Raw genomic sequence first — 26,965 nt, 5'->3', positions numbered from 1 at the left:
TTAAGGGCAATGATTTAATTGGCTTTTCTGTCCGCAAAGGGCAGATGCGTTCACGAGAAACAGATAATGACTCAATCAACGATCCCTTTCACTACGCTGAAAGGGCGCGCACTTTTTTCACTGATATTTTTAGGTTCCTTTGCCTCACCGGGATTAGTTGCAGCAGAAAACAGCACCACCAGCGATAAAACCACCGCAGATGAAACCATCACCGTGGTCGCCGACAAGTCGCAGCAGCCTGCGACCAACGGCTATCAGCCGGTAAGCAGTTCAACCGCGACGCTAACGTCGATGCCGCTGATGGATATTCCGCAGGTCGTGAATACCGTCAGCGATAAGGTGCTGGAAGACCAGCACGTGACCACCCTCGACGAGGCTTTGTATAACGTCGCCAACGTCGTTCAGACCAATACGCTGGGCGGCACGCAGGATGCCTTTACCCGCCGGGGTTTTGGCGCCAACCGTGATGGTTCGATCATGACTAACGGGCTGCGTACCGTCCTGCCGCGCAGCTTCACCGCCGCCACCGAGCGCGTCGAAGTGCTGAAAGGCCCGGCGTCGACGCTATACGGTATCCTGGATCCCGGCGGATTAATTAACGTGGTGACGAAACGCCCGGAACGCACCTTCGGCGGCTCGATTTCCGCGACCTCCACCAGCTTCGGCGGCGGAACCGGCCAGTTCGACGTGACCGGCCCTATCGAAGGGACCCGTCTGGCCTATCGCATTATCGGTGAGTATCAAAATGAAGATTACTGGCGCAACTTCGGCAAAGAGAAAAGCAGCTTTATCGCCCCTTCTCTGACCTGGTTTGGCGACAACGCGACGGTGAACGTCTCTTATTCGCACCGCGATTACAATACGCCGTTCGATCGCGGAACCATCTTCGATCTCAATACCGGCCACGCGGTCAACGTCGATCGGAAAACGCGCTTTGACGAGTCGTTTAACATTACCGACGGCTATTCCGATCTGGCGCAGCTGAATGCCGAATACCGTCTGAACGACGCCTGGACCGCCCGCTTCGACTACAGCTACAGCCAGGATCACTACAACGATAACCAGGCGCGGGTCATGGCCTACGATTCAGCCACCGGCGATCTGACCCGCCGCGTCGATGCGACCCACGGCTCGACGCAGAAAATGCACTCGACCCGAGCCGATCTCCAGGGCAACGTGGTCGTCGGCGGCTTTTATAACGAAGTGCTCACCGGCGTCGCCTATGAGTATTACGATCTGCTGCGTACCGACATGATTCGCTGTAAAAACGTCAAAGGGTTCAATATCTACAACCCGGTATACGGTACGGTCGGTACCTGCAACACCGTGTCAGCATCCGATAGCGACCAGACCATCCAGCAGGAAAGCTACGCCGCCTACGTTCAGGACGCGCTGTATCTGACCGATAACTGGAATGCCGTCGCCGGGGTCCGCTATCAGTACTACACCCAGTATGCGGGCAAGGGTCGACCGTTTAACGTCAACACCGACAGCAACGATCAGAAATGGACGCCGAAGTTTGGTCTGGTCTATAAGCTGACGCCAAACGTGTCGCTGTTCGGTAACGTGGCTCAGTCGTTTATGCCGCAGTCGTCGATCGCCAGCTACATTGGCAACCTGCCGCCGGAAGAGTCCACCTCTTATGAAGTCGGGGCGAAGTTTGATCTGTTAAACGGCATTACCGCCAATATCGCGCTGTTTGATATTCATAAGCGCAACGTGATGTACACCGAAAGCGTCGGCGATGAGACCGTTGCCAAGACCGCCGGCAAGGTGCGCTCCCGCGGCGTCGAGGTGGATCTGGCCGGCTCGATCACCGACAACCTGAGCGTGATCGCCAGCTACGGCTATACCGACGCCAAGGTGCTCGACGATCCGGACTACGCCGGCAAGCCGCTGCCCAATGTGCCAAAACACACCGGCTCGCTGTTCCTGAGCTACGACATCCATAACGTCTACGACAGCAACACCCTGACCGTCGGCGGCGGTGGTCGTGCGGTCAGCAAGCGCTCCGGCACCAACGGCGCGGATTATTATCTGCAGGGCTACGCGGTGGCCGATGTCTTTGCCGCCTATAAGATGAAACTGCAGTACCCGGTCACCCTGCAGGTGAACGTGAAGAACCTGTTTGATAAGACCTACTACACCTCCTCCATCGCCACCAACAACCTGGGCAACCAGATTGGCGATCCGCGCGAAGTGCAGTTCACGGTGAAAATGGACTTCTGAGCCCGTCACCCTGTCCCGGACCGTGCCGCTGTTGATGCTAACGGCGGCCTGTCCGGGCCTGTTTTTCCCAGCGACCTGACGCTACCAGTCCTCCTCCTGCCCGAGAATACGCAAAATACTCTGCCGGTATTCCAGCAGTTGCGGGTTGTCACGATGGCGTGGAAACGCCAGCGGCAGCGTGAATTCCGCAATGATTCGTCCCGGGCGCGGCGACATCACCAGCACCCGTTCACACAGCAACAGCGCCTCTTCGATGTCGTGGGTCACCAGCAGGCTGGTATAACCCTGCTGCTGCCACAGCCCAATCAGCTCACGTTGCATGCTGATGCGGGTCAACGAGTCCAGCTTGCCGAGCGGCTCATCCAGCAGCAGCAGACGAGGCTCGTTGAGCAGCGCCCGCGCCAGTGCCGCGCGCTGGGCCATGCCACCGGAGAGCTGTCGCGGCCATGCCTCGCTGAAGGCCTGCAACCCGATGCGGGTAATGAGCGCATCGGCCCGGGCTTCCCAGCCCTTCTTCCCCTGCGCCTGCGGCCCGAGCAGGACGTTTTGCCGCACCGTCAGCCACGGGTAGAGCGTCGGGTCCTGAAACACCAGAATCCGCTCCGGTCCCGGTCCGGGCATCGGGGCGTTATCGATGCGGATCTGCCCTTCCTGCAACGGCTCCAGCCCCGCCAGCAGCCGCAGCAACGTGGATTTCCCGCAGCCCGAAGGCCCGAGCAGCGCCACGCTCTCCCCGGCACGCAGCTGCAGGCTAATATTTTGCAGCACCGGTACCGGCGCGTTGCCGAGGGCAAAAGCATGTTGCAGATGCTGGATCTCAACCGCCGCTCCTGATGCTGCCGCGATACGGGTCTGTGCCAGCGCTACCATTTCATTCCTCCTCGCTGCCATTTCAGCAGCCGGTCGCGTACCAGAAAGAGGCCGCTGATCAGGCTTGAACATAACAAGGCCATCACCAGCAGCGCGGCGTACATATTGGGATAGGCGGCCCAGCCCTGCGCCCACTGTAGATAGAACCCAATTCCCGCTTTCACCCCCACCATTTCGGCGACAATCAGCACCGAAAACGATGCCCCCAGCCCCATAAACAGCCCGACGAAGACGTTCGGCAACGCCGCAGGGATCGCCACCCGTAAGATCAGAAAGCGCTGGCTGGCCCCCAGCGTCCGCGCCACGTCATACCAGGCTTTATCGATGCTCACCACCCCCGACCAGGTCAGCACGGTGACCGGAAACCAGGTGCTGAGGGCAATCAGGAAGACGCTGGCGCCAAAGCTTGAGGGAAAAATAAACAGGCACAGCGGCAGCAGCGCAGTAGACGGAACCGGCCCCAGCAGGCGCAACACTGGATGCAGCCAGTAGCCAATCCGCTGAGACCAGCCAATCGCCAGCCCGCTGATAAAACCGCAGGTGGTGCCGAGCAGAACGCCAAGGCTCAACAGCCCCAGCGAGTGCAGCAGGCTGTCCAGCAGACGCGACCAGTCCTCCACCAGCACGCCAATCAGCGCTTGCGGCGGCGCAAAAAACGGCACCGGCAGAATCGTTGTTTTGGCCGTCAACCACTCCCACAGGACAAACAGCAACGGCAGTAGCGCCAACCATTTACCGGCATGCAGAAGACGAGCGCCCCGCTGGTGCCAGTAGCGATAGCTCAACGCCAGCACCAGCAACCCGCCAGCGAGGCTGAACTGCATCAGCGCCCAGGTCTCGCTGTAGGGCCAGCGCCGCCCGGCATCCGGCCAGGCGAGGGTAAAGCCGCCTGCCGCCAGCCACAGCGCGGCGGCCAGCCATCCTTCACCCCATTGAGGATAACGCGCCCCGGCCAGCGGCAGCCGCCGTTCAGGCGAATACGTTGGCATAGATACTCTCCGCAAACTGATGAGGATCGGTCCCCGGTTTGATCACCTGCACCCGTTGCAGGTCGGTGACGTACTGGGTCAATTCGTTGACAAAAGCCTCTCCGACCGCGTGATGTCCATGGCCCTGGCCGTGAATAATCCCCGACACTTCGGCTTCATCGGTATTTAAGGCATGGGCCATAAACGACTGTGCCACGCTTTCAGGATGGGCCGCCGCGTAGCTGTGCGCTTCGAGGATCGCCTGGGTCAGCGCCGCAGCCACCGGCCGGCGATCGCGAGCCAGCGCCCCACTCACCCCTAGCACGCAGCAACTGAGGTTGGCGTAATCGCCGGTCATGTTGCTGGCAATCAGCTGATATTTGCCGCTTTGCAGCAGACGATAGCTGAACGGTTCGCTACCGCTGATGGCGGCGATCTCCTGTTTATCCAGCGCAATACTGAGCAGATCCGCCGGATAGACTTTCCACTGCACGTCGCTGATCGGGTCAATGCCGTGGCGCTTAAGCAAAATAGCGAAAAAGTTTTTATCCGGGCCGGCCATATCCGTGACGCCGATGGTCTGCCCCTTCAGGCTCGCAAGGCCGCTGAACGTCGAGTTTTTGGCGGTTAGCAGATTCAGGCAGCCACCGTGGGTTCCGGCGGTCAGCTTGACGTCAAACCCTTGCTCCAGCGCCTTCAGCCAGCGCAGCGCCATCCCGACCCCGGCATCGGCTTTACCCGTAGCAATCGCCTCCAGCAGGACGTCGGTCGAGTTGCCAAAGTTGACGAACTCCACGTCCAGATTGTATTTGCTGAAGAATTTTTGCTGTTCGGCAACCGCCACCGGGGCGAGACACACCGCACTCTTGTTGATCGCCAGCTTCAGCTTATAAGGCTGGGGCAGCCGCAGCGCGAGATTTTCACCGCTGTCAGCCATCGCCGCCATATCATGCGCCCACAGCGGCCACGCCGCCGCGGCCAGCGCGCTGCCGCCGGTCAGTTGTAAAAAACGACGACGGGAAAGAAGGTGCTGGCTCATGGTGTGGCCTCCTGGGCGGCGGGAACGTCCGGCAGCGTAAACGTCAGGTCAAACGTCGGGCTGACGTCGAGCTTTGTGCGGATCAGGCCGTTGGCCTGGTAAAAATCGGCGGTCGCCTGCTGCTGTTCCACGGTGCGGGAGTCCAGACGCTGCCACTGCGACTGGCGGTTGGCAAACTGCGCCCGGGCAATCTCCGGCGGGAAACGAATAATCTCGCCGAGCGTTTTGCCATAGCTGTCGAGGTTGGCGTACGCCCAGCGTTCCGCTCCTGCCAGACGGGTCAGATAATCCTGTAGCGCCGCCCGCTTCGCCGGGTCCTTTAAGCTCTCATCGGTAGCCGCCAGGAAGGTATTGCCCGGCAGCAGCCCTTTGCCACTCACCAGAATCTGCCCCTCGGCGGTTTTCACCAACTGGGTGGTATAGGGCTCCCAGGTCGCCCAGGCGTCCACCGACCCGTTAAGGAGCGCCACCTTGGCATCCACCGGACCGAGGAAGACCCACTGCACGTCCTTCGGCGAAATCCCGGCCTGCTGCAACGCTTTCAACGCCACAAAGTGGCCAATCGACCCTTTGCCGGTGGCGATCCGCTTGCCTTTTAAATCCGCGGCGTCCTTCAGCGGGCTACCGGGAGACACCAGCACGGCGGTGCCTGCCGGGTTGCTTTTATCCACGGCAATGGCTTTTACCGGCGCCCCGTTGGCCAGGGCGAACAGCAGCGGCGCATCGCCAATAATCCCGGCATCCACCGCGCCGGCATTGAGGGCTTCCGCCAGCGGCGCGGCGGCCGGGAATTCGGCCCATTTGATGTCATAGTTGAGGTTTTGCAGCGCATTGGCCGCTTCAAGCTGCGAGCGCATGCCGCCTTTCTGGTCGGCGATCCGCAAGGTGATGCGCTCCTGCGCCGTCACATAGCCGCTGAGCGCCAGCAGCATCAATGCCCCGGCGATTCGGGTGAGAGTGGGTTTGCCCATAGACATTATCCTTATTAGTGAAAAGCGTGTTGACCTGCCGCCAGCCATGCGCTGTCGTTCTGCGGCGTATGCACGCGTGCGCACAGCACGTTGCGATAGTGACGTTCCAGAGGATGCTGCCGACTCAGACCATGATTACCGGTCAGTTCCAGCGCCAGCGCGACCGCCTGAATGGCGTTTTCAGTGATGGTGACCTTCGCCAGGCCGGCGTCGCTGGTGGAAAATGCCAGTCCGGCCGCTTGCTGAAGCAGGCAGCGGTTGGTCAGTAACCAGCTCTCTATCTGGCCGACCTTTTCCTGTACTCTCGGCAATGTGGAGAGCGGCTTTCCGAGATTGGCCGGCGTGCGCGAACGCAGCCACCCCAGCAGCCAGTCGCGCGCCGCGTGGGCCACGCTGTCATAGATGGCCGCCAGTAAGGCGGTCTGGCGGTTGGCAAAACGTCGCACGCTTTCGGCATCCGTGGCGGGCGGTGCGCTTAGCGGCCAGATATCCACCGCATGGTCCCGGGGGATCACCACATCTTTCAGCACCACTTCGTGGCTACCGGTGGCCCGCATGCCGGCATGGTCCCAGCTTTTGATAATAGTGACACCGTCACTATTTCGCGGAACCAGCCAGGTGCCAACCAGCGGCTCGGCATCGTCGCTACGCGCCCAGATTGCCAGCCAGCTCAGCCCTTCAATGCCGGTGGTATACAGTTTGTGTCCGTTCAGCCGCCAGCCGTCGGCGGTGCGTTCAGCGACCGTCTGCGGCAATCCGCCGCGCGCCGGCGAGCCCAGCTCCGGCTCAACCCGCAGGCTGTTGATAAGCCCTCCCTGTTCCACCGCATCACGATAGACCTGGCGGCGCAACGGTTCCGCCCAGCCGTCGTTTTCCGCCAGTCGCAGATGGTGGATATACTGCATGCAGACGATCAACGCGGTTGCCGGTTCGCCCCACGCGATAGCGGCGATCGCCTGCTGAAGACGCGGTAAATCGGCGCCCGCTCCGCCGTACTGCACCGGCGTCGCGAGACTCAGAAAGCCGGCCTGCTGAAGCTGTGCCAGCGGCCCTGCGGGAAAGTCGCCGCTGTGGTCAAGGGCCGCCGCCTGCTCCGCTATCTGCTGGCGAATGGTGGTCAGCTGCTGCGCCCAGCAGCTCGTCGGCTGCGCTGACGATTGGCCTGCAATGGTCACGATGCGCGCTCCTGCAGGGCGCGCTGTGCAGCTTTCTCCCGGGTAATCGGCAGCAACGCTTTGCCATATTGCTGGGCATCATTGAGAGGGTCGAAACCGCGGATCAGGAAGTTGCGAACCCCAAGGTCGTAGTACTCCAGCAGCGCGTCGGCGACCTGTTCCGGGGTGCCGACCAGCGCCGTCGAGTTATGCCCGCCGCCGACCAGTTTGGCGATCCCGGTCCACAGTCGCGTATCCACGACATTGCCCTGGGCCGCGGTGGCGCGCAGACGTTGCGCCCCCACGCTGTCAGGTTTGGCTTTAAAGCCGTTGCCCGACTGAGCCGCCTGCTGGGTCGCCACGTGCAAAATGTGTTCGGCTTTCTCCCAGGCCTCGGCTTCGGTATCGGCGACGATCGGCCGGAAAGAGACGCTAAAATCAATCTCGCGCTGGTGGCTGGCCGCTTCGGCCCGTACCCGGCGGATCGTCTCCTGCGTCTGCGCTAACGACTCGCCCCACAGGGCAAAGACGTTGGCGTGCTTGCCGGCCACCCGAATCGCGGCCTCAGAGGAACCGCCAAAATAGATGGGCAGATGCGGCTTCTGCAGTGGGCGGATCGCCGACCACGCCTGCTGCGCCTGATAATAGTCGTTGGCAATATCCACGGGCTGCTCGGCGGTCCAGATTTGACGCACCGTATCGAGGAAGGCATCGGTTCGGGCGTAGCGCTGGTCGTGATCCAGATAGTCGCCGTCCCGGCGCTGTTCGGCATCGTTACCGCCGCTGATGATATGCACCGCCAGGCGACCGCCAAGCAGGTGTTCGAGAGTAGCAAATTTACGGGCGGCGACCGTCGGCGAGACAAACCCTGGACGGTGGGCCAGCAGGTAGCCAATCTTCTGCGTCGACAGGCCCGCCAGCGCGGTCACCAGAAAGCCGTCAGGTTGATCGGACCAATGACCGACCAGCAGACGATCGAACCCGGCGGCTTCGTGAGTTTGCGCAAAGCGCACGATATAATCGCGGTCAAAGATTGGGCCGACCGGGGCGATGGTTTCGGATGAGAGGCGATGACCAATCATGCCGAGAAACTGAATGCTCATAACTGAACTCCTTGTGTCAGGATAACGGTTGGCCGCCTCGGCGGCACCTGTCGTTACCCTATACACCGGCATTCAATGAGCAAAATGCATTTTTATCATATCTTAATATGCAAAAATGGCATTTAACTTATTTCCATACTATTTTCAGTCAGATAGCTGTAGCTGCTGCGCCACTTTCCCGGCAAAAAAAGTGAAGGGCTGCTGCAGATTGACCAGGTTATGCGCGTTGACCTGCCACAGCGACACCGCCGGCTGAAAATCCGCCAGCGTCAGCACCGTCACCTCATCGCGCCACGGGCTGGCAACCAGCGCCGCCCGCGGCACCAGGCCGAGTCCTTGCCCCTGAGCAACAAGACCAATTTGCAGTCGGGCGCCCGCGGTTTCGACATTCAGCTGCAGCCGCAGCCCCTGGGCCTGCAGTTCGCGGATTAGCCCCGCACGCAGCCCGCAGCCGTCGGGGTTGAGTACCCAGCCCTGCGCCGCGCAATCCCGCAGCTCCGTCGCCCGCAGGCGCAGGCTTTTCGCGGCAATCACCACGATATCCAGCGGGCACAGCAGCCGCACGCTGTAGCCGTCGGCAAAGGTCTGCTGCGCCGGGCCCATCGCCAGCATACCGTCCAGCTCGACGCTCTCCAGCCGCTTTTGCAGCAGCCCGCTCCAGCCGCAGGTTACCTGAGGTTGCAGCTGCGGAAACTGTTGCCGCAGCGCCAGAAGCGCCGGCTGGAGGGCGATCTCCGCCACGCTCTGCGGCACCCCAAGGCGCAAGATACCGTGCGGCTCCGCCTCCGGGTCGAGCAATCCGTACAGTTTTTTGGTCTCTCGCTTGATGCTCAGGCACTGCTCATACACCCGGTGGCCGGTGGCGGTCAGCGTCAGCGGCCGGGTCTGGCGCTCCAACAAGGTGACGTCCAGCGTCTGCTCCAGACGCTGCAGCCGACGGGTGATGGCCGACTGGGTGATCCCCAGATAGTCCGCCGCCTGATTGAGGGAGGAAAACTGGACCGTTGCCAGCAGTGCGTCAATGTCGTCGATGCGCATAGAATCCTTAATGTGATTTTTGCATATTAATATATGCGTAAATTGCATTTAAATAATATTAACGCCTTTGTTAGCGTAATGACCAGTCCCTCTGACAGGAACCGCTCATGACCGCACCACGACTGGAAAAATTACGTCATTTTATTCAAGAGGTTGATGCTCTGCATCGCGAGTTCTCCTCTCCCTCGCCGCTGCTCGACGCGGTGGCGCAGCGTCTGGCGCTGCTGGTGAAACACGACGACTGGCTACCGGAAGAGTACAGCCTGCCGCACCCTCACCACTACCAACAGTACCTGCTGTACGCTGACGCCGGGCAACGTTTTTCGATCGTCAGCTTTGTCTGGGGACCGGGGCAATCTACGCCGATTCACGATCACCGGGTCTGGGGCGCCATCGGCATGCTGCGCGGCACGGAGGAGAATCAGCGCTATCGCCTGAATGGCGCGGGGCTGCCGGTGGTGGACGGGATTGCCACGCGACTCTCCCCCGGCGAGGTAGAAAAAGTCTCTGCTCAGGACGGGGATATTCACCGGGTCAGCAACGCGCTGGCCGACGGGGTATCCATCAGCATTCATGTCTACGGCGGCAATATCGGCGCCGTGAAACGGGCCGTGTACACCCCGGAAGGTCTCGTCAAACCGTTTATCTCTGGCTACTCCAATCGCCACCTCCCCAATCTCTGGGATTTCTCGAAGGATAATTAATATGCCCGTTTATCTGTATCGCCAGGCCGCTGAAGTGCGCCAGGCCCTGCTCGACCACGCCGAAATGGCGTTGATTGATGTGCGTGAAGAGGCCGATTTCGCCGATGCGCACCCGCTGTTCGCCGCCAATCTGCCGCTGAGCAAGCTGGAGCTGGAGATCCATCGTCGGGTACCGCGCCTGACTACCTCGATCACCGTTTACGATAACGGCGAAGGTCTTGCTGCAACGGCGTACCAACGCCTGCGTGAGTGGGGGTATCAGGATGTCACGCTGCTGGAAGGTGGCCTGAGCGGCTGGCAGCGCAGCGGCGGTGAGCTGTTCCAGGATGTGAACTCCGCCAGTAAAGCGTTTGGCGAGCTGGTAGAGAGCGTGCGCCATACCCCGTCGGTCACCGCCGAGGCGCTGAACGCGCTGATCGATGCCCGGGAGCCGCTGTTAATCGTTGATGCCCGGCGCTTCGATGAGTATCACACCATGAGCATTCCCGGCAGCATCAGCGTGCCGGGCGGCGAACTGGCGCTGCGCATTGAAGGTCTGGTGAACTCAACCCAGACGCCGATCGTGGTCAACTGCGCGGGCCGGACCCGCAGCATTATCGGCGCCCAGTCGTTAATCAACGCCGGCGTGCGCAACCCGGTCTACGCCCTGCGTAACGGCACCATCGGCTGGACCCTGGCCGGACTGCCCCTCGAACACGATCAGCAGCGTCGCTATGCCAACGAAACGCTGGCCTCAAGCGCGCGTCTGCAGCAGGCTAACCAGCTGGCACAACGTGCCGGCGTGACCTTTATCGATCTCCCGACGCTCCAGCGCTGGCAGCAGCAGCCGGACCGCACCACCTACCTGTTCGATGTCCGCAGTCCGCAGGAATATGCCGATGGCCACCTGCCGGGCAGCCTCAGCGCCCCAGGCGGCCAGCTGGTGCAGGAGACCGATCACCACGCCAGCGTACGCGGGGCGCGCATTGTGCTAGTGGATGATGACGGCGTGCGCGCCGCGATGAGCGCCTCGTGGCTGGCACAGATGGGGTGGGAAACCGCGGTCCTGCACGGTCTGAGCGCCGCCCACTTTAGCGAACGCGGCGTGCCGGCCGCCAGCGTGCCGCCGGCGCCGCAGGCGGATGAGATCGACGACGAGCAGCTGGCGGCGCAGCTGCTGACGCCGGGCACGGTGGTGCTCGACTTCACCACCAGCGCCAACTACGTGGCGCGGCATATCCCGGGCGCTTACTGGCTGGTACGCTCGCAGCTGAAACAGGCGCTGGAGACCATCCCGCCCGCCAGTCGCTACGTGCTGACCTGCGGCAGCAGCCTGCTGGCACGTTACGCTGTCACCGAGGTAGCGGCGTTGACCGGCAAACCGGTGCAGGTGCTGCGCGGCGGAACCAGCGCGTGGATTGCCGCCGGACGCCCGCTGGAACAGGGAGAGACCGCGCTCGCCACCCCGCGTCGCGATCGCTATCGTCGGCCCTATGAGGGCACTGATAACCCCCGCGAAGCAATGGCGGCCTACCTGGAGTGGGAGTATGGCCTCGTCGACCAGCTGGCACGCGACGGCACCCACGGCTTTCGGGTGATCTAAGCCAACCTCCCGGGCATCAGGCGTCGCGCATAATCCACGAGTACTGGAAGGTTTTCTCTGCCGGGAAGTGGGTGCGACGCCGGAACGATCCCAACGATTGCGGCGTGCAGTAGGTACAGCTCCCCAGCCATTCGATGTTGCGCTCGGGCACTCCGGCATGGTCCAGCAGCAGCTGGCCGAACGCTCGCAGATCGAACCACTGATTATCCGGCCCCGTGGCCCTGGCTTGTGCTGCGCCGGTGGATAGCGCATCTCGCGGCGCAAATAAGCGCTCCCGGTGCTGGCAGGCCAGCTCGCCGGCGGGGGTCGCCAGCAGCTGCGGATAAAAATCCGGGGTCACTTCATAACAGCAGGCCTGAATATGCGGCCCGATCGCCACCACCACCTCTTCCGGCGCAACGCCCTGTTGCGCAAAGCAGGCAAGACTATTGGCGATAATGCCGTTTGCCGCACCGCGCCAGCCGGCGTGGACGCTACAGACAAAGCGCCCATCGCGAGAAGCCATCAGCATCGGCAGGCAGTCCGCCGTCACCACCCCGACCTTTTGCCCGCCGCGTTCGGTGAAGACCGCATCGGCGTGCGGACGTTCCGCCAGCGGCGCCTGGTAGTGATGCACCACATTGCCATGCACCAGCTTCACCGGCGCCATCTCGTGATAGGGAAAGGCGGCGGTTTCATGGACGTCAAGAAAGGCATAGCGAATGCCGGGAATATCGCTCAGTAAACGGGAGTGAAAGGACATGGTGGCAGAACGTATCGATGGAGGATGATTTACCCTAGGTCAAAGTCTGCCGCAACGCAAGACGCAAACCGGGCCATGCCGGCCCGGCAACAGGTGCCAGGCCGGGTGGATTCATCAGGCGAGCGACTGACGCCGTTGGCGGTTCATCAGCCAGAATACCGCCACCCCCGCCAGCAGGATCCCCGGCGCCGAAGCGGCCATCACCCCCACGGTGCCGGTCCCTAAGGCCAGCATTTTCCCCGCCAGCAGCGGGCCGCTCATCGCCCCCAGCCTTCCGACCGCCACCGCCGTGCCGACGCCGGTGGCACGAATTTCAGTGCGATAAAACAGCGGGGCCAGCGCGTACAGCACGCTTTGTCCCCCGGTGGCAAACAGCCCGGCGACAAAACCGGAGGCAAGCATCGCGGTCAGGGTGGATGCGCTGCCGAGCGCCAGCAGCGACGCCAGCATGCCGCTATAGATAAGCAGCGACATCAGTAGCGGGCTGAGCTTGTCCATCAACGCCCCCAGCAGCAAGGTGCCGCAGGCCGCCCCCAGCTGCAGCACAAACATCACGCCAGCCGCCTGACTGCCGCTGAATCCCTGTTCAACCAGCAGCATCGGCAGCCAGTTGATCAGCATGTAGACCACCAGCAGGGTGAAGAAATAGCACAACCACAACAGCAATGTCGCCGAGGCGTTGCCGGGTGCCAGCAACGTGCGCAGCGGCGCCGGTTGCACGCCGGTGTGAAAAACGGCGGACTCCGGCAGCCAGCGCATCAGCATCGGTACCAACAGCAGCGGCACAACACCGCCGACCCAAAATACCGTCTGCCAGGCTGACGCCAGCCCCGAGAAGCCCAGCGCCGCCGCCAGCGCGGCGCCAATCGGCACGCCGCAGTACATCAGGCTCACGGCGGTCCCACGAAAACGCGGCCCGGCGGCTTCAGAGGTTAAGGCGATGAGGTTCGGCAGCGCCGCCCCCAGCCCTACGCCGGTCATCAGACGGGCCAGCAGCAGCGTCGGGAAGCTCCACGCCAGCGCGGTAGCAATGGAGAACAGGCCAAACAGCATCACCGAGATAATCAGTACCCGCTTGCGTCCATGGCGGTCAGCGAGCATCCCGCCCACCAGCGCGCCGGGCAGCAGGCCGAGGATCCCGGCGCTGAAAATCCAGCCCATCTGCATTTTATCCAGCGCGAACGCCTGGGCCATACCGACGGCGGCAATCCCGGCGGCCTGCAAGTCCAGCCCCTCCATCAAAGCCACCATAAAACAGAGCCCGATGGTTAACACCAGGCGTGAAGCCGATCCAGAGGTCGTTGTGGTCATAAAAGTACCTGTGCGATAGGGGTAACAGAGCAGGTGAATCGCGGCTGATACGTTGCCAGCCGCCTGTTGTTTTATTTCGCGCGGTTCAGCAGATCCAGCGCCACATCGACGATCATATCTTCCTGGCCGCCTACCATCCGGCGTTTACCCAACTCAACGAGAATATCCACCGCGCTGAGGCCGTAACGCGCCGCGGCCACTTCGCTATGGCGCAGGAAACTGGAGTAGACGCCGGCGTAACCCAGCGCCAGGGTTTCGCGATCGACCCGAACCGGACGATCCTGCAGCGGTCGCACCAGCTCATCGGCGGCGTTCATCAGGGCGTACAGATCGGTACCGTGATCCCAGCCGAGCTTGTCCGCCGCGGCGATAAACACCTCCAACGGCGCGTTCCCGGCACCGGCCCCCATCCCGGCGAGGCTGGCGTCGATACGATCGCAACCCTCTTCCACTGCGGCCAGCGAGTTCGCCACCCCGAGGCTCAGGTTATGGTGCGCGTGGATCCCGGTCAGGGTTTCCGGTTTCAGCTCCGCCTTCAGCGCGCGGAAGCGATCGCGGATGTCGTTCATGTTCATCGCCCCGCCGGAATCGACGACGTAGATACAGGTGGCGCCGTAGGACTCCATCTTTTTCGCCTGCTGCGCCAGCTGTTCCGCGCTGGTCATGTGGCTCATCATCAAAAAGCCGACGGTGTCCATCCCCAGCTCGCGGGCAAAGGCGATATGCTGTGCGGAGACATCCGCTTCGGTGCAGTGGGTCGCGACGCGCACCACCCGCGCCCCTGCCTGATAAGCCTGTTTCAGATCGTGCAGAGTGCCGATCCCCGGCAACAGCAGCGTGGCGATTTTGGCCTGTGATACCGATTCCGCCGCCGCCTCAATCCATGCAATATCGCTATGAGCACCGAAGCCGTAGTTAAAGCTCGACCCTTGCAGGCCATCGCCGTGGGCCACTTCGATAGAGTCAACGCCGGCCTGGTCCAGCGCACGGGCGATCTGGCGTACGTTATCCAGCGAATATTGGTGCCGGATGGCGTGCATCCCGTCGCGTAAGGTCACGTCCGAGATATAAAGTTTCTTACCGTTCATGCGTTTTCTCCCGCCGCGTCGTTCATTGACTGGGCCATTTTCTCCGCCGTTGCCAGCGCCGCCGAGGTCATAATATCGAGGTTGCCGGCGTAAGATGGCAGGTAGTGGGCGGCCCCTTCGACTTCCAGATAGACCGCGGTTTTCAAGCCCGAGAAGCGGCCGATACCCGGCAGGTTGACCGGGTTGTCTGCCGCAATCACCTCAAACTGCACCCGTTGCTTCAGGCGGTAGCCCGGCACATAAGCCTGCACTGCCGCCGCCATGTCGTTGATGGATGCTTCGATCGCGTCCTGTGATGCGGCCTCGCTGAGGACGTACACCGTGTCGCGCATCATCAGCGGCGGCTCTGCCGGGTTGAGGACGATAATCGCCTTGCCCTTCGCCGCCCCGCCGACTTGTTCAATCGCCTGGGAGGTGGTTTCGGTAAATTCGTCGATGTTGGCGCGGGTGCCCGGCCCCGCCGATTTACTGGCGATGGAGGCGATAATTTCCGCATAGTGGACCTTCGCCACCCGTGAGACCGCCGCCACCATCGGAATCGTGGCCTGCCCGCCACAGGTCACCATATTGACGTTGTGCTGGTCGAGGTTGTCCGCCAGGTTAACCACCGGCACACAGTACGGGCCGATTGCCGCCGGGGTCAGGTCAATACAGCGGATCCCCGGTTTCGCCTCGCGCAGCGCGGCGTCGTTTTTGATGTGCGCGCCGGCGCTGGTGGCATCAAAGACAAAATCGATATCGGCGAATTCCGCCATCTGCATTAACCCGCCCACACCTTCGTGGGTGGTCGCGACGCCCATCCGGCGGGCCCGCGCCAGGCCGTCAGATTGCGGGTCGATACCGACCATCACCGCCATCTCGAGGTGCTGCCCGTGACGCAGGATCTTAATCATCAGGTCGGTACCGATATTTCCGGAACCGACGATCGCCACTTTACGTTTACTCATGCCACCTCTCCTTTATCTACCGCGTCGGTCGCCACAAAACTGGCGGCAACCGAACCAATACCTGCAATGTGCGCCTCGAAGCGATCGCCTTCGTTAATTGCCACCATCGGCCCCAGCGCCCCGGTCAGCACGATATCGCCGGCGCGCAACGGCTCCCCAAGAGTGGCCATTTTGCGCGCCAGCCACACCGCGGCATTCAGCGGATGGCCAAGGCATTCACTGCCGAGTCCGCGCGAGACCTCTTCCTGATTACGGGTCAGGCTCATGGTGCAGTTTTTCAGATCCAGTCCCGCCGGATGCCGGGCCGGACCGCCGAGGACATACAGGCCGCAGGAGGCGTTATCCGCCACGGTATCGACAAAGCCTATCGACCAGTCGCGGATCCGGCTGCCGACCACTTCCAACGCCGGAAGCACCCACTCAATGGCGGCATACAGCTCATCGAAGGTGGTATCGACGTGGGGCAAATCCTGTTTCAGCACCAGCGCAATTTCTGCCTCCACCTTCGGCTGGAGCACCCGGGAAAACGGCACCAGGGCGTTATCGCCATAACACATATCAGCAAACAGCGTGCCGAAGTCGGGCTGATCGACCCCCAGCTGCTGCTGCACTTTCGGGTGGGTCAGGCCCACTTTGCGCCCGACGATCCGCCGCCCGTGGGCGACGTGGTGCTGAACGTTGAGACGCTGGATGGCGTAGGCGGCGTCGGCATTATCTACACCAATCAGTTCGCGCAGCGGCTCAATGGCCTGGCCGTGGGTCTCGGCATCGCGCAGTTGTTGCGCCAGTTGTTCGAGAGAAAATGTGCTCATTGCGGCTCCTTATTGGCGCGCCAGGAAATCCAGCACCAGCTGGTTGAAACTGTCGGCGTGTTCCCACTGCGCCCAGTGGCCGCAGTCGCGGTAGATATGCAGTTCGGAAGCGTTGATCCCGGAGAGCAGGCGCAGGCCGGCATCCATCGGGACGAAGCGATCGTTGCGGCCCCAGACGATCAGGGTCTGAGCGGCAATCTCGCCCAGCCGCGGACCAAAATCCGGGAACTGTTTCGGGTTGGCCTCGAGGCTTTTCACAAAGCTGTCGAGGTGATCCCGGCGCGACAGCATGTTGTTCAGCCGTGCTTCAAACAACGCCTCGGTCAGATCGCGGGTGTCGAAGACGAAAATGCTCATCATGCGCTTCAGGTTTTCGATAGTCGGTTCGCGATAGAGCGCGTTCAGAAGCTTGATCCCTTCAGTCGGCATCGGCGTAAACAGGCTCATGCCGCCGGTTCCGCCGCCCATCAGCACCAGTTTGCCAACGCGCTCCGGCCAGCTCAGGGTGAAGGCCACCGCGCTGTGTCCGCCCATCGAGTTCCCCAGCAGATGGACCTTGTCGATCCCCAGCTGATCGACAACCTGCTTGAGGATCCGCGCGTTGAGGTCGGAGCGGGAGCCGGTATTGACGATTGTGTCGCTTTTCCCCCAACCGGGGCAGTCCAGCAGCAGCACGCGGTAGCCTGCGGCCACCAGCGGGTCGATATTGCGGCTAAAGTTGGCCCAGCCGGTGGCGCCCGGTCCGGAACCGTGCAGCAGCACCACGGTTTCAGCGCCGTGGCCACAGTCGTTAAAGTGAACGCGCAGCGTATTTCCGGCTTCTTCGACGGTCAGAAAACGGCTGGTTGCGGCTTCGGTCTGCGGTTGATAAGTCATATTTCTCTCCTGATGATTCAGTTCCGGGGGGTGGCGCTCAGTGAGCCAAATCCAGCAATCCATTCCGGTATTGGCCGGTAGTAGCGCCCTTCGCAGCGCCAGTCGCCAAACGCGGACAGCGCCGCGAAGGCCGCCACCCAGGTTTTAATTTCGTGAGTTGATTTACCGGCCATCGCCGACAGTTCGTCATTGCTGACGGCATCCAGCTCCGTCAGTCGTCCCTGCTCCAGCAGGCTCATAAAGCGGTTATCCCAGACCGGGTTCAGCGGATAGAGCGAGTTCTGGTCGTCAACGAACTGCTTCGCGGCGCTGATCACCCGATGCTGGCGCCGTTCGCGCTCTTCCGGCGGCAGCTGCCTGCCGCTGCCCAGCAGACGATCGCGCATATGGGCATCGGCCTTCGCCAGCTCCGGCACCGGCGGCTGATGCGACAGGCCGCCCGACCCCAGAATCAGCACCCGTTTGTTAAGGGTGGTGAGGAACTGCCCCATCGCCTCGCCCATCATGCGGGTACGCTGGAAACCCGGCAGCGGCGTGGCGACACCGTTAATAAACACCGGCAGCACCGGCACGTTATCGAGGCCGCCCAGCAGGAATTCCAGCGGCTGTGCGAAACCGTGATCCACCTGCATGCAGTAGGAGACCGCCAGGTCTATGCCGCTTTTCATCACGGAATGCGCACAGGCTTCCGCCAGCGCAGCCGGTACCGGTAAGGTCCCGCTGGCGCTGGAGAAATCTCCAATGGAGGTCGCGCCTACCCCTAAGCAAAACGGCGGCATCACATCGTAGAAAAAGCCGTTGTAGTGATCGGGTGCAAACAGCACCACCAGTTCAGGGTTGAACGCGGCGATCCGCGCCCGGGCTGCGGCGATCACGCCGTTCACTTCGTCGAGTACCGCCGGTTCCGGGTCAACATAACCCACCAACGGGGTGTGAGAGAGACAGTGCAAATAGGCATTCATATCAGGCTACCTTGTTGATAACGCTGGCGTCACCGACGGGCGCCAGACTCATTTTGCTTGCCAGACGGTCCAGCTTGCCGCCGAGGGTTTGCGGGATTGCTACCGTCGCCACGAAACGGTCTGGCCGCACCACCGCGATGGCGGTGTCGTATTCAGCAAACCAGCTTTTCAGGCGGTTTTGCGTGTCGCCGACGCGCAGCACTCCGGCGAAATTATCCTGCTGGCGGTGTATCTGGACATCCGGCACCACCTGAATAAAGCGCACGCCGACCGCATGCCACTGGGCGATCTGCTCGCGATTGAGCCCCCACTGCGGGTTACAGCCCCAGGCGATAATCGCGAAACGGGCGCCGAGCACCTCATCCAGCAAGGTGACCGTGCCGTCTTCCAGCGTCACTTTTGGTTGGATGAACATTTTTCCCACCGGCGAGGTCTGGCTTGCGCCTTCCGTCAGCAACGCGCCATCGCGGTACTGCGGCATCGGCTTAAAGCGCATTTCAAGGAAGTAACGCTTCACCGGCGGAACGTAATTCAGAAGCCAGCTGATCCCATCGCGCAGGGTGCCATGCCAGCGTTTAGGCGGCGCCAGCACGTTGCCGGCGGTGACCGAGAGGTCAATCATCGCTTTGGCATGGTCGCGTCGCTCCTGCTGATAGCTGTCGAGTAAGCCGCTCCCCGCCTTGCCGTTGACCACCAGCGCCAGTTTCCAGGCGAGGTTAAAGGCATCGCGCATCCCGCTGTTGTAACCCTGCCCCTGCCACACCGGCATGATGTGCGCGGCATCGCCCGCCAGCAGGATACGGTCCACCCGGAAGCGTTCGGCAATACGGGCGTTATGGGTGTAGACGCGCTGGCGGATCAGTTCGACGTTGTCCGGGTCCGGCAGCACTTTGCTCAGCAAGTTGCGCATATTCTGTGGTTCGCTTAGCTGTGCTTCGGTTTCGCCCGGCATCACCATAAATTCGAAGCGGCGCACGCCGTGCGGCAACGCCGCCGAGACATACGGGCGTACCGGGTCGCAGCACAGATAGACGTGCGGCGTCGCCAGCGGGTCATTAGCAATATCAATGACGATCCACTGGTTGGGCGCGGTTTTGCCCTCAAAGGGGATATTTAAGCTGCGGCGAATCAGGCTTCCGCCGCCGTCGCAGGCCACCAGCCAGTCGGCCTGAACCGTTTCGCGCTCGCCTTCCGGCCCTTTCAGATTTAAGGTCACCGCCTGCGCCGACTGGCTGAAGGCTTCGACTTCACGGGAAAACAGGCAGCGCACGTGGGGAAAGCGTTGCAGCCCTTCGTACATCACCGCATCAACCTGCGGTTGAATAAAGGCGTTACGGCGCGGCCAGCCAAACTCGTCGGTCATCGGCTGAATATCGGCGAAGCAGCGACCTTTCGGCGTCAGAAAACGCATCGCGTGCCACGGGGTGGTATGCGGCAGCACGTTCTCCACCAGCCCGATGCCCTGCATCGCCCGCAGCGATTCGTCATCAATACCGATGGCGCGCGGGTAATCAATCAGCTTGTCGAGCTTTTCGACCACCAACACGCTGACCCCCATCTGGCCAAGGTAGTTGGCTATCATCAGCCCAACCGGACCCGCGCCGGCGATGACCACCTGGGCAGAGTGCTGTACAGCGGGTTGAATATCCGGATTTGATGTTGTCATTTCAGAACCTCACGACTCAGACAAAGTGCCCTGCGCCGGAGACCTGGCGCGGCACAATTTGTTAATCAGATGTGAATGTATTTTTATAGTGAGGCCAGTATAGGCAGGGAGATTTGCGCTACAATCAAAACATCGCCTGATGTGCACCAGGTGCACAACGTTGTTTGCATAGATATTTATCGAGGTATTATGCGAGAAAATAGCGCAGCAGATTACAAAACGGTGCGCGGTTTGACCCGCGGGTTATTGTTATTAAATTTGTTAAATAAATTCGACGGAGGGGCCACGGTCGGCACCCTGGCGGAGTTTAGCGGCCTGCATCGCACCACCGTCAGACGGCTGCTGGAGACGCTTCAGGAGGAGGGTTATGTCCGGCGCAGCCGCTCGGATGACAGCTTCCGTTTAACCATCAAAATCCGCCAGTTGAGTGAGGGATTTCGTGACGAGCATTGGATTTCTGCCCTCGCGACGCCCCTGCTGGGTGAGCTGCTGCGGGAAGTCTTGTGGCCGACGGACATCACCACGCTGGACGTCGACGCGATGGTGGTGCGCGAAACCACCCACCGTTTTAGCCGCCTCTCCTTCCACCGGGCGATGGTCGGGCGCCGCCTGCCGCTGCTGCTGACCGCCTCGGGATTAACCTGGCTGGCCTTCGCACCGGATCACGAACGTCAGGCGATGATCGAGCTGCTTGCGGCCCGTCCGGAAGCGGAGTACCAGCTGGCGCGGGAGCCGGCCAGGCTGGCCGCAATCCTCGAACGCACGCGCCTCAACGGCTACGGCGAGAACTTTCGCGGCTGGCAACAGGAGGAGAAAATCGCCTCCATCGCCGTGCCGATCCGCCTTCAGCAACGGGTGATTGGCTGCCTGAACCTGGTGTATATGGCCAAAGCGATGACCATCGAACAGGCCGCTCAGAAATATCTCATGCCGCTGCAAAACGTCGCCAACCAGATTGAGGCGCGAATGGCCGAAGAAGAGGTTTTTTACGAGTAAAGTTGTTCTGAACGGCTATATCGGTCGCTAAAAAATTGCTTCCTTCATCGCTATATATTTTAATACACAGCGATTCTTCTTACGCAACCGAGCCTTCTCATGCCAACTCTCTCCCGTCTGTTACCGGGGCTGACGCTGATCGGCGCCTGCCTGTTTGCCAGCCATGCTTTTGCTGAACGTACCGTCACCGACCAGCTCGGCCGTGCAGTGACGATTCCTGACCATGTGACCCGCGTCGTGGTGCTCCAGCATCAGACCCTGAATCTGCTGGTGCAGCTCAACGCCGCCGACGATATCGTCGGGGTGATGAGCAGCTGGAAAAAACAGCTTGGCCCGGCATTCGCCCGCTTTATGCCGGCTATCGAACAGCTGCCGATGCCCGGGGATTTAACCCAGGTCAATATCGAAAGCCTGATGGCGCTGCACCCACAGGTGGTGTTTGTCGCCAACTACGCCCCGCCGGCGATGATTCAACAGATTCAGAACGCCGGGATCCCGGTAGTTGCGGTATCTTTGCGCCAGGATGCCGCGGGTGAAAAAAACAAGATGAACCCGTCGATGGCCGATGAAGAGCAGGCCTATAACCAGGGGCTACAACAGGGGATCCGCCTGATTGGCGAGGTGGTCGAGCGCCAGAGCCAGGCGCAAGCGCTTATTCACTACACCTTCGAGGCCCGTAAAGCGGCCAACGCTCCGGTGGCCGATATTCCAGACGACCAGCGGGTCCGCGTGTATATGGCCAACCCGGACCTCAACACCTATGGTTCGGGCAAATATACCGGGCTGATGATGAAGCACGCCGGCGCTTTAAACGTCGCGGCGGCAACGGTCAAAGGGGCGCGCCAGGTTTCGCTGGAACAGGTATTACAGTGGAATCCGCAGGTGATCTTTGTGCAAGACCGTTACCCGCAGGTGGTGAAGCAGATCGTCAACGATCCGCAATGGCAAGGCATTGATGCCGTGAAAAACCACCGCGTGTGGCTGATGCCGGAATATGCCAAAGCCTGGGGCTATCCGATGCCTGAGGCACTGGCGCTCGGTGAACTGTGGATGGCGAAAAAACTCTATCCTTCCCGCTATCAGGGGGTCGATGTTGACGCCCGTGCTGCGGATTACTACCAGCGCTTTTATCGCGTGAAATGGACCCCGGATGCGCAGTAATCGTCATCCGGCCCTGCTACAGAGCGGGCTGGCGCTGGCAACTCTGGTGATTGCTGTCGCCTCGCTCTGCGTCGGCCAGTATCACCTGAGCCCCGCGGCGGTGATAACCCAGCTGACGCAAGCACCGCCCGGGGAGGGGATCGCCGGGCAGATCGTCTGGTCGGTACGGCTGCCCCGGGTGGTGATGGCGCTGCTGGCCGGTGGTGCATTGGGGCTGTGTGGGGCGACGCTGCAGGGTGTGTTCCAGAATCCGCTGGTCGACCCGCATATTATCGGCGTCACCTCCGGCTCGGCGTTTGGCGGCACCCTGGCTATTCTGCTGGGGCTGGACACCTTGCTGATGATGACCTCCACCTTTGGTTTTGGCCTGCTGGCGCTGATGCTGGTGTATCTGATTGCCGCGCTGCAGGGACGGGAAAATACGCTGGTGCTGATCCTCTCCGGGATCGTCCTCAGCGGTTTTTTCGCCGCCCTTGTCAGCCTGATGCAGTATCTGGCCGATAGCGAAGAGACGTTGCCAAATATCGTCTTCTGGCTGCTGGGCAGCTTTGCCACCGCTAACTGGCACAAAGTGACGATGATGGCGCCGCCGATCCTGATTACCGCGGCGATCCTGCTGGCGCTGCGCTGGCGGATTAATCTGCTGGCGCTGGATGAGAAAGACGCCCGCGGCCTCGGCGTGCCGGTGACCGCGCTGCGCCGTGGCGTGCTGGTGTGCTGCGCCGTGCTGGTTGCCGCGCAGGTCGCGGTCAGCGGCAGCATTGCGTGGGTCGGGCTGGTGATCCCCCATCTGGCACGACTGCTGGTAGGCGCTGACCACCGTCGCCTGCTGCCTACCGCCTTCTGGCTTGGCGGCGGGTTTATGATCGTCGTCGATGACCTGGCACGTTCGCTGACCCAGGCGGAGGTCCCGGTGGGCATTATTACCGCCCTGCTCGGCGCCCCGCTGTTTACCTGGCTGCTGGTGCAGTCCCGCCGCCGGAGTGCCGCCTGATGACGCCATCCCTTAGCCTGACGGCCCTGCAGTTTGGCCATCGTCAGCCACTGTTTACCCCGCTCAGCCTGCAGTGCCAGCACGGTGATATCTGGGCCATACTCGGCGCCAACGGCCGTGGAAAAAGCACGCTGCTCGACACCCTGACCGGAGTCCTGCCGCCGCTGGCGGGCGGTTTCCACGAACAGGGCGGCGTGGCGATTGTGCCGCAGTCGTTCCGCCCGGCCTTTAGCTGGCAGGTCGCCGATGTGGTGCTGATGGGGCGCGCGCGCCAGGTCAACCTGTTCGCCCAGCCCGGCGACGACGATCGCCGACGGGTCCACGACGCCCTGAACCAGTTAGGTATCGCCGATCTGGCGAGCAGCGCCTTTCGCTCGCTCTCCGGCGGCCAGCAGCAGATGGCGCTCATTGCCCGGGCGCTGGTGGGCGACAGTCAGAATATCTTACTGGATGAGCCCTGCTCGGCGCTGGATCTCTCCAATCAGCAGGTGGTACTGCAGTTGATCAGCGACCTGGCGTATCGCCAGTCGCGCACGGTGCTGTTCACCACCCACGATCCGACCCATGCCCTGCAGGTCGCCAGCCATACCCTGCTGCTGTTGCCGGGCGGCGAGTGGCTGGCCGGGCGCTCTGACGAGGTACTCAGCGAGCGCCATCTGCAGCGGGCTTACGGGTTACCGGTGCATAAAATCGAGCGCCCCGATTCTGGGGGACCGCTGCTGGCCCCGCAGTTTACGATTCGACGCTAGCCGCTAAAAAGCCAGCGTTACGCAGGTACTGCTGGCCGTCGGCACCGAGGATAAATCTGCATAACTGCTGCGCTCCGGCGCTGGGCTGGGTCATCGTCAGCAGATATTCCGCCTGTACATTCCAGGGGGCGGGGATTGCCACCGTGCACAGGTCGTCTCTGGCTGTCATCTGGCGGGCGTAGTGGGCATAGCCAATAAACAGGTCGGTTAAATTCTCACCGATCAACCATGCGCCGGCGGTCTCCCCCGGCGGCACACTGAGCGAGGTTCTGCCCCCCACCAGTTGCTGAGCGCGGGCCATCAGCGCGCGCCCGACGCCGGGGAAGTCGGCCTCAATGCGGGTAAACAGTTGCCAGGTATAGTCGCCGGAAGGGTCGCAACCTGGGGTTGAGGTTGCCAGCCTAAGCTGCGGGTTGCTGAGCAGCGCCAGCCAGTCGGCATCGTCAGTCGACGCCTGGCGTCGGGCGGTCAGCATCAGCTGGTTGCAGGCAAAGGGATAGCACTCCCCTGCCAGCCCGGCCTGCTGCAGCGCCAGAGGGTGCTGGCTATTGGCGGAGGCAAACACTGAACAGCGCTCGCCGGATTCAATACGCTCGCGCAGCAGGCCTGCGGGGCCAAAACGGGCCTCGACCTGAATGCCGGTTTGCTGATGGAAACGGGCCAGCAGCGGGATAAATGCCCCTTTCAGGCTCCCCGCTGCCAGCAACACGATGGAAGATGTCATACAGATGCTCGCTGAATGCCCGGAAACAAAACGCTATGTTACCCGGGCGCTTAGCGATTCAGTAGTCAATTTGCGCCAGTTCACGCAACTGTTCCGGCGTCGCCACCGGCAGATGGAAGAAACGCAGGTAGGCAGGGATCATTTCAAACAGCATATCGGTACCGCGCTGGATCGGGCAGCCCCGGGCCTGGGCAGCCTGCAGCAGCGGCGTGTATTCTTGCGTCATCACCACTTCGCCCACCCAGGTGCCGGGAGCCAGTCGCTGCGGATCGACGGGCAGCGGATCGCTGGCTTTCATGCCCAGCGGCGTGGCGTTGACCACCAGGTCATGCCCTTGTGGATCGCACTGCATCAGGCTGATATCCAGCGCCGGATAGTGTTGCCATAGCCGGGTCGCCAGCGCTTTGGCGGCCTCCTGGCGGCTATCGAACAGCGTCAGGGCGCGCACTCCCGCCGCCGCCAGCGATGCGGCAATGGCCGAGCCGACGCCGCCGCAGCCAATCACCAGCGCCCGGGTGCCCGCCGGCTGAAAGCCTTTACGGCGGATACCAAGGACAAAGCCGTCGCCGTCGAACATATCGCCACTCAGGCTGCCATCCGCCTCACGGCGAATGGCGTTGCAGGCGCCGGCAATCATCGCCGCCGGACTGAGGTGATCGACCAGCGCGCAGGTGGCAATCTTGTGCGGCATGGTGACCAGCGCGCCGATGATGTTGGTCATCGTAAACAGCGCCGGTACCAGGGTCGCGTACGCCTCGGGCTTCACCCCCGTGGGCACCACTTTGACATCCACCTGCTGACGGTCAAACCACGGGTTATAGATCATCGGCGCTTTAAAGCTGGCGGTCGGATAGCCCAGATGGGCGATCAGCCGCGTATTACCACTAATTATCATTCCCTGCTCCTTGACGGCGATAACTCAATGCGTTTGACATCGCCCAGAATAAACAGATACGCCACCACGCCGAGCAGCGCCGCGCAGCCGATATAGACCAGCGCATAGAAGAAGCTGCCGAAGGCCGCCACGATAAAGCCGATCACCAGCGGAGTGAGGATCCCGGCGAAGTTGGCGCAGAAGTTAAACAACCCGCCGGTCAGGCCACCAAAGCCCTTCGGCGCAATATCAGAGATCAGCGTCCAGCCTAAGCCGACCATCCCCTGGCCAAAGAAGGCGAACGACATCACCAGAATGACCGCCAGATCGCTGGTCAGCCAGTTGGCGGAGATAATGCTGCTGGCCATCAGCAGGCCGGCGACGATCGGTAATTTGCGCGCCAGGTTGGCCGAGCCGGTGGCTTTCAGCAATTTGTCGGAAACCCAGCCGCCGAACATCACCCCGCCCGCAGCGGCGAGAAACGGCAGAATGGCGAAGAACCCGACTTTCAGCCACGGCATATGACGCTCGGTCGCCAGATAGGTCGGGAACCAGGTCAGGAAGAACACCAGCACCGTATTGCCGGCGAACTGGCCAATGCTGGCGCCGAGAATCTGCCGTTTCGCCAACAGCTGACCCACAACCGACCAGTTGAACGCCACCTGCTGGTCGCTGACCGTCGCCAGACCGCCGCCGTTGACGATATGATCGCGCTCCTGCTGGCTGAGGCGTTGGTCTTCATGAGGCTCGCGATAGCAGCGCCACCACACCAGCGCAAACAGCACGCCCGCCACACCGACGCTGATAAACAGCGCGCGCCAGCCGAAACTGCCCATGATCCAGAACAGCAGCGGCGAGAAGCAGGCCAGCCCAAGATATTCGCCAACGGTATACACCGCCGTGGCTTTGGCCCTCTCCTGCTGAGGGAACCAGACACTGACCACCCGGCTGTTGACCGGGAAGCACGGCGCTTCGCTGACCCCTAAGCCAAAGCGGCACAACAGCAGCGTTTTCAGACCGATGGCCATGCCGTGAAACAGGGTAAACAGCGACCACAGGGTTAACGACAGAAAGTAGGTGATCTTGTTACCAAAGCGGTCGAGGAACAGACCGCCGGGAATTTGCGCCAGCGCGTAGGTCCAGGCAAAGGCCGAAAAGACGATCCCCATGACCGCCGCGTCGATACCCAGTTCAGACGTTAAGCCGGGAGCGGCAATCCCGAGTATCGTGCGGTCGAGATAGTTAATCATGGTGCCGACGGCCAGCAGCGCGAGGATCCCAATGCGCCGCCGGGAACGCGGAACGGTAGCCGCGGCGTCCGCCGCCGCCGTCGGGTTATGGCTGTACGAGTTCATAGTCGTTTCCTGTCGTAGGGTGCAGATGAATGTTGTTGTTATGCTTGCGC

General features: G+C 61.7%; 24 protein-coding genes and 1 pseudogene. 7 read left to right on the top strand and 18 right to left on the bottom strand.

Translation table 11 applies throughout. From position 1 onward, the window contains the following. Positions 1-66 precede the first annotated feature (66 nt). Positions 67-2,229, top strand: a complete 2,163-nt coding sequence (locus ACMYSP_RS23300; protein ID WP_434584420.1) for a TonB-dependent siderophore receptor — start codon at positions 67-69, stop codon at positions 2,227-2,229. Positions 2,230-2,310: 81 nt separating this feature from the next. On the opposite strand, the gene ACMYSP_RS23295 is transcribed toward ACMYSP_RS23300, so the two are convergent. The 7 genes and pseudogenes from ACMYSP_RS23295 to ACMYSP_RS23265 form a co-directional block, all read right to left on the bottom strand. Then, positions 2,311-3,099, bottom strand: a complete 789-nt coding sequence (locus ACMYSP_RS23295) for an ABC transporter ATP-binding protein (protein ID WP_434584419.1) — start codon at positions 3,097-3,099, stop codon at positions 2,311-2,313. Beyond that, positions 3,093-4,088, bottom strand: a complete 996-nt coding sequence (locus tag ACMYSP_RS23290) for an ABC transporter permease (RefSeq protein WP_434584418.1) — start codon at positions 4,086-4,088, stop codon at positions 3,093-3,095. The genes ACMYSP_RS23295 and ACMYSP_RS23290 overlap by 7 nt, the downstream gene beginning before the upstream one ends. Beyond that, on the bottom strand, positions 4,069-5,106 hold the full coding sequence (locus ACMYSP_RS23285) for an ABC transporter substrate-binding protein (protein ID WP_434584417.1): 1,038 nt from the start codon (positions 5,104-5,106) through the stop codon (positions 4,069-4,071). The genes ACMYSP_RS23290 and ACMYSP_RS23285 overlap by 20 nt, the downstream gene beginning before the upstream one ends. Next, positions 5,103-6,077, bottom strand: a complete 975-nt coding sequence (locus ACMYSP_RS23280; protein WP_434584415.1) for an ABC transporter substrate-binding protein — start codon at positions 6,075-6,077, stop codon at positions 5,103-5,105. The genes ACMYSP_RS23285 and ACMYSP_RS23280 overlap by 4 nt, the downstream gene beginning before the upstream one ends. A 14-nt stretch (positions 6,078-6,091) precedes the next feature. After that, on the bottom strand, positions 6,092-7,246 hold the full coding sequence (locus ACMYSP_RS23275) for an acyl-CoA dehydrogenase family protein (protein WP_434587274.1): 1,155 nt from the start codon (positions 7,244-7,246) through the stop codon (positions 6,092-6,094). 1 nt (position 7,247) lies between these two features. Beyond that, positions 7,248-8,334: pseudogene (locus ACMYSP_RS23270) on the bottom strand (LLM class flavin-dependent oxidoreductase); the annotation flags it as partial. 144 nt (positions 8,335-8,478) lie between these two features. Further along, entirely contained in the window at positions 8,479-9,372 is an 894-nt protein-coding gene (locus ACMYSP_RS23265; RefSeq protein WP_434584414.1) for a LysR family transcriptional regulator, read from the bottom strand. Between the two features lie 107 nt (positions 9,373-9,479). Here ACMYSP_RS23265 and ACMYSP_RS23260 point away from each other — a divergent pair, with 107 nt between their 5' ends. Further along, the gene (locus tag ACMYSP_RS23260) at positions 9,480-10,076 is read left to right on the top strand and encodes a cysteine dioxygenase (RefSeq protein WP_434584412.1); all 597 of its coding nucleotides are present in this window, start codon (positions 9,480-9,482) and stop codon (positions 10,074-10,076) included. Between the two features lies 1 nt (position 10,077). Next, on the top strand, positions 10,078-11,658 hold the full coding sequence (locus tag ACMYSP_RS23255; RefSeq protein ID WP_434584410.1) for a rhodanese homology domain-containing protein: 1,581 nt from the start codon (positions 10,078-10,080) through the stop codon (positions 11,656-11,658). Positions 11,659-11,674: 16 nt separating this feature from the next. On the opposite strand, the gene ACMYSP_RS23250 is transcribed toward ACMYSP_RS23255, so the two are convergent. The 8 genes from ACMYSP_RS23250 to ACMYSP_RS23215 all read right to left on the bottom strand — a co-directional run bounded on the left by ACMYSP_RS23250 (position 11,675) and on the right by ACMYSP_RS23215 (position 20,062). Continuing rightward, the gene (locus ACMYSP_RS23250) at positions 11,675-12,400 is read right to left on the bottom strand and encodes a polyphenol oxidase family protein (RefSeq protein ID WP_434584409.1); all 726 of its coding nucleotides are present in this window, start codon (positions 12,398-12,400) and stop codon (positions 11,675-11,677) included. 114 nt (positions 12,401-12,514) lie between these two features. Beyond that, on the bottom strand, positions 12,515-13,711 hold the full coding sequence (gene mhpT, locus ACMYSP_RS23245) for a 3-(3-hydroxy-phenyl)propionate transporter MhpT (protein WP_434584407.1): 1,197 nt from the start codon (positions 13,709-13,711) through the stop codon (positions 12,515-12,517). Between the two features lie 71 nt (positions 13,712-13,782). Next, on the bottom strand, positions 13,783-14,799 hold the full coding sequence (gene mhpE, locus ACMYSP_RS23240; protein WP_434584406.1) for a 4-hydroxy-2-oxovalerate aldolase: 1,017 nt from the start codon (positions 14,797-14,799) through the stop codon (positions 13,783-13,785). Further along, positions 14,796-15,746, bottom strand: coding sequence for an acetaldehyde dehydrogenase (gene mhpF, locus ACMYSP_RS23235; RefSeq protein WP_434584405.1), 951 nt, complete (start codon positions 15,744-15,746; stop codon positions 14,796-14,798). Before mhpF ends, mhpE begins: the two co-directional genes overlap by 4 nt. Beyond that, positions 15,743-16,558: a 2-keto-4-pentenoate hydratase gene (mhpD, locus tag ACMYSP_RS23230; RefSeq protein WP_434584404.1), complete on the bottom strand. Its 816-nt coding sequence runs from the start codon at positions 16,556-16,558 to the stop codon at positions 15,743-15,745. Before mhpD ends, mhpF begins: the two co-directional genes overlap by 4 nt. A 9-nt stretch (positions 16,559-16,567) precedes the next feature. Beyond that, positions 16,568-17,434 carry a 2-hydroxy-6-oxonona-2,4-dienedioate hydrolase gene (mhpC, locus tag ACMYSP_RS23225; protein ID WP_434584402.1) on the bottom strand — a complete coding sequence of 289 codons (867 nt, stop codon included), beginning with the start codon at positions 17,432-17,434 and terminating at the stop codon, positions 16,568-16,570. Positions 17,435-17,451: 17 nt separating this feature from the next. Beyond that, a complete protein-coding gene (gene mhpB, locus ACMYSP_RS23220) occupies positions 17,452-18,396 on the bottom strand; it encodes a 2,3-dihydroxyphenylpropionate/2,3-dihydroxicinnamic acid 1,2-dioxygenase (protein ID WP_434584401.1) in 945 nt (314 codons plus the stop codon). A gap of 1 nt (position 18,397) precedes the next feature. Beyond that, on the bottom strand, positions 18,398-20,062 hold the full coding sequence (locus ACMYSP_RS23215) for a bifunctional 3-(3-hydroxy-phenyl)propionate/3-hydroxycinnamic acid hydroxylase (protein ID WP_434584400.1): 1,665 nt from the start codon (positions 20,060-20,062) through the stop codon (positions 18,398-18,400). Positions 20,063-20,251: 189 nt separating this feature from the next. Between ACMYSP_RS23215 and ACMYSP_RS23210 the strand changes: the two genes are divergently transcribed. The 4 genes from ACMYSP_RS23210 to ACMYSP_RS23195 all read left to right on the top strand — a co-directional run bounded on the left by ACMYSP_RS23210 (position 20,252) and on the right by ACMYSP_RS23195 (position 23,962). Beyond that, positions 20,252-21,058 (top strand): DNA-binding transcriptional regulator, encoded by an 807-nt coding sequence (locus tag ACMYSP_RS23210; RefSeq protein ID WP_434584399.1) that lies wholly within the window; start codon positions 20,252-20,254, stop codon positions 21,056-21,058. 99 nt (positions 21,059-21,157) lie between these two features. Next, on the top strand, positions 21,158-22,219 hold the full coding sequence (locus tag ACMYSP_RS23205; protein ID WP_434584398.1) for an ABC transporter substrate-binding protein: 1,062 nt from the start codon (positions 21,158-21,160) through the stop codon (positions 22,217-22,219). Then, positions 22,209-23,213, top strand: a complete 1,005-nt coding sequence (locus ACMYSP_RS23200; RefSeq protein WP_434584397.1) for a FecCD family ABC transporter permease — start codon at positions 22,209-22,211, stop codon at positions 23,211-23,213. The genes ACMYSP_RS23205 and ACMYSP_RS23200 overlap by 11 nt, the downstream gene beginning before the upstream one ends. Then, on the top strand, positions 23,213-23,962 hold the full coding sequence (locus ACMYSP_RS23195; RefSeq protein WP_434584396.1) for an ABC transporter ATP-binding protein: 750 nt from the start codon (positions 23,213-23,215) through the stop codon (positions 23,960-23,962). The genes ACMYSP_RS23200 and ACMYSP_RS23195 overlap by 1 nt, the downstream gene beginning before the upstream one ends. On the opposite strand, the gene ACMYSP_RS23190 is transcribed toward ACMYSP_RS23195, so the two are convergent. From ACMYSP_RS23190 to ACMYSP_RS23180, 3 genes are read right to left on the bottom strand one after another with little or no spacing between them, the layout of a single operon-like run. After that, positions 23,946-24,686: a substrate-binding domain-containing protein gene (locus ACMYSP_RS23190; RefSeq protein WP_434584394.1), complete on the bottom strand. Its 741-nt coding sequence runs from the start codon at positions 24,684-24,686 to the stop codon at positions 23,946-23,948. The genes ACMYSP_RS23195 and ACMYSP_RS23190 overlap by 17 nt on opposite strands. Positions 24,687-24,744: 58 nt before the next feature. Continuing rightward, entirely contained in the window at positions 24,745-25,581 is an 837-nt protein-coding gene (locus ACMYSP_RS23185) for a shikimate dehydrogenase family protein (RefSeq protein WP_434584393.1), read from the bottom strand. Then, positions 25,578-26,915: an MFS transporter gene (locus ACMYSP_RS23180; RefSeq protein ID WP_434584392.1), complete on the bottom strand. Its 1,338-nt coding sequence runs from the start codon at positions 26,913-26,915 to the stop codon at positions 25,578-25,580. Before ACMYSP_RS23180 ends, ACMYSP_RS23185 begins: the two co-directional genes overlap by 4 nt. Between the last annotated feature and the right edge of the window lie 50 nt (positions 26,916-26,965).

Source organism: Klebsiella sp. R390, assembly GCF_051131745.1.
Taxonomy (GTDB): Bacteria; Pseudomonadota; Gammaproteobacteria; order Enterobacterales; family Enterobacteriaceae; genus Klebsiella.
Note: the sequence above shows the minus strand (reverse complement) of the source record. Positions and strands in the feature narration are given on the sequence as shown.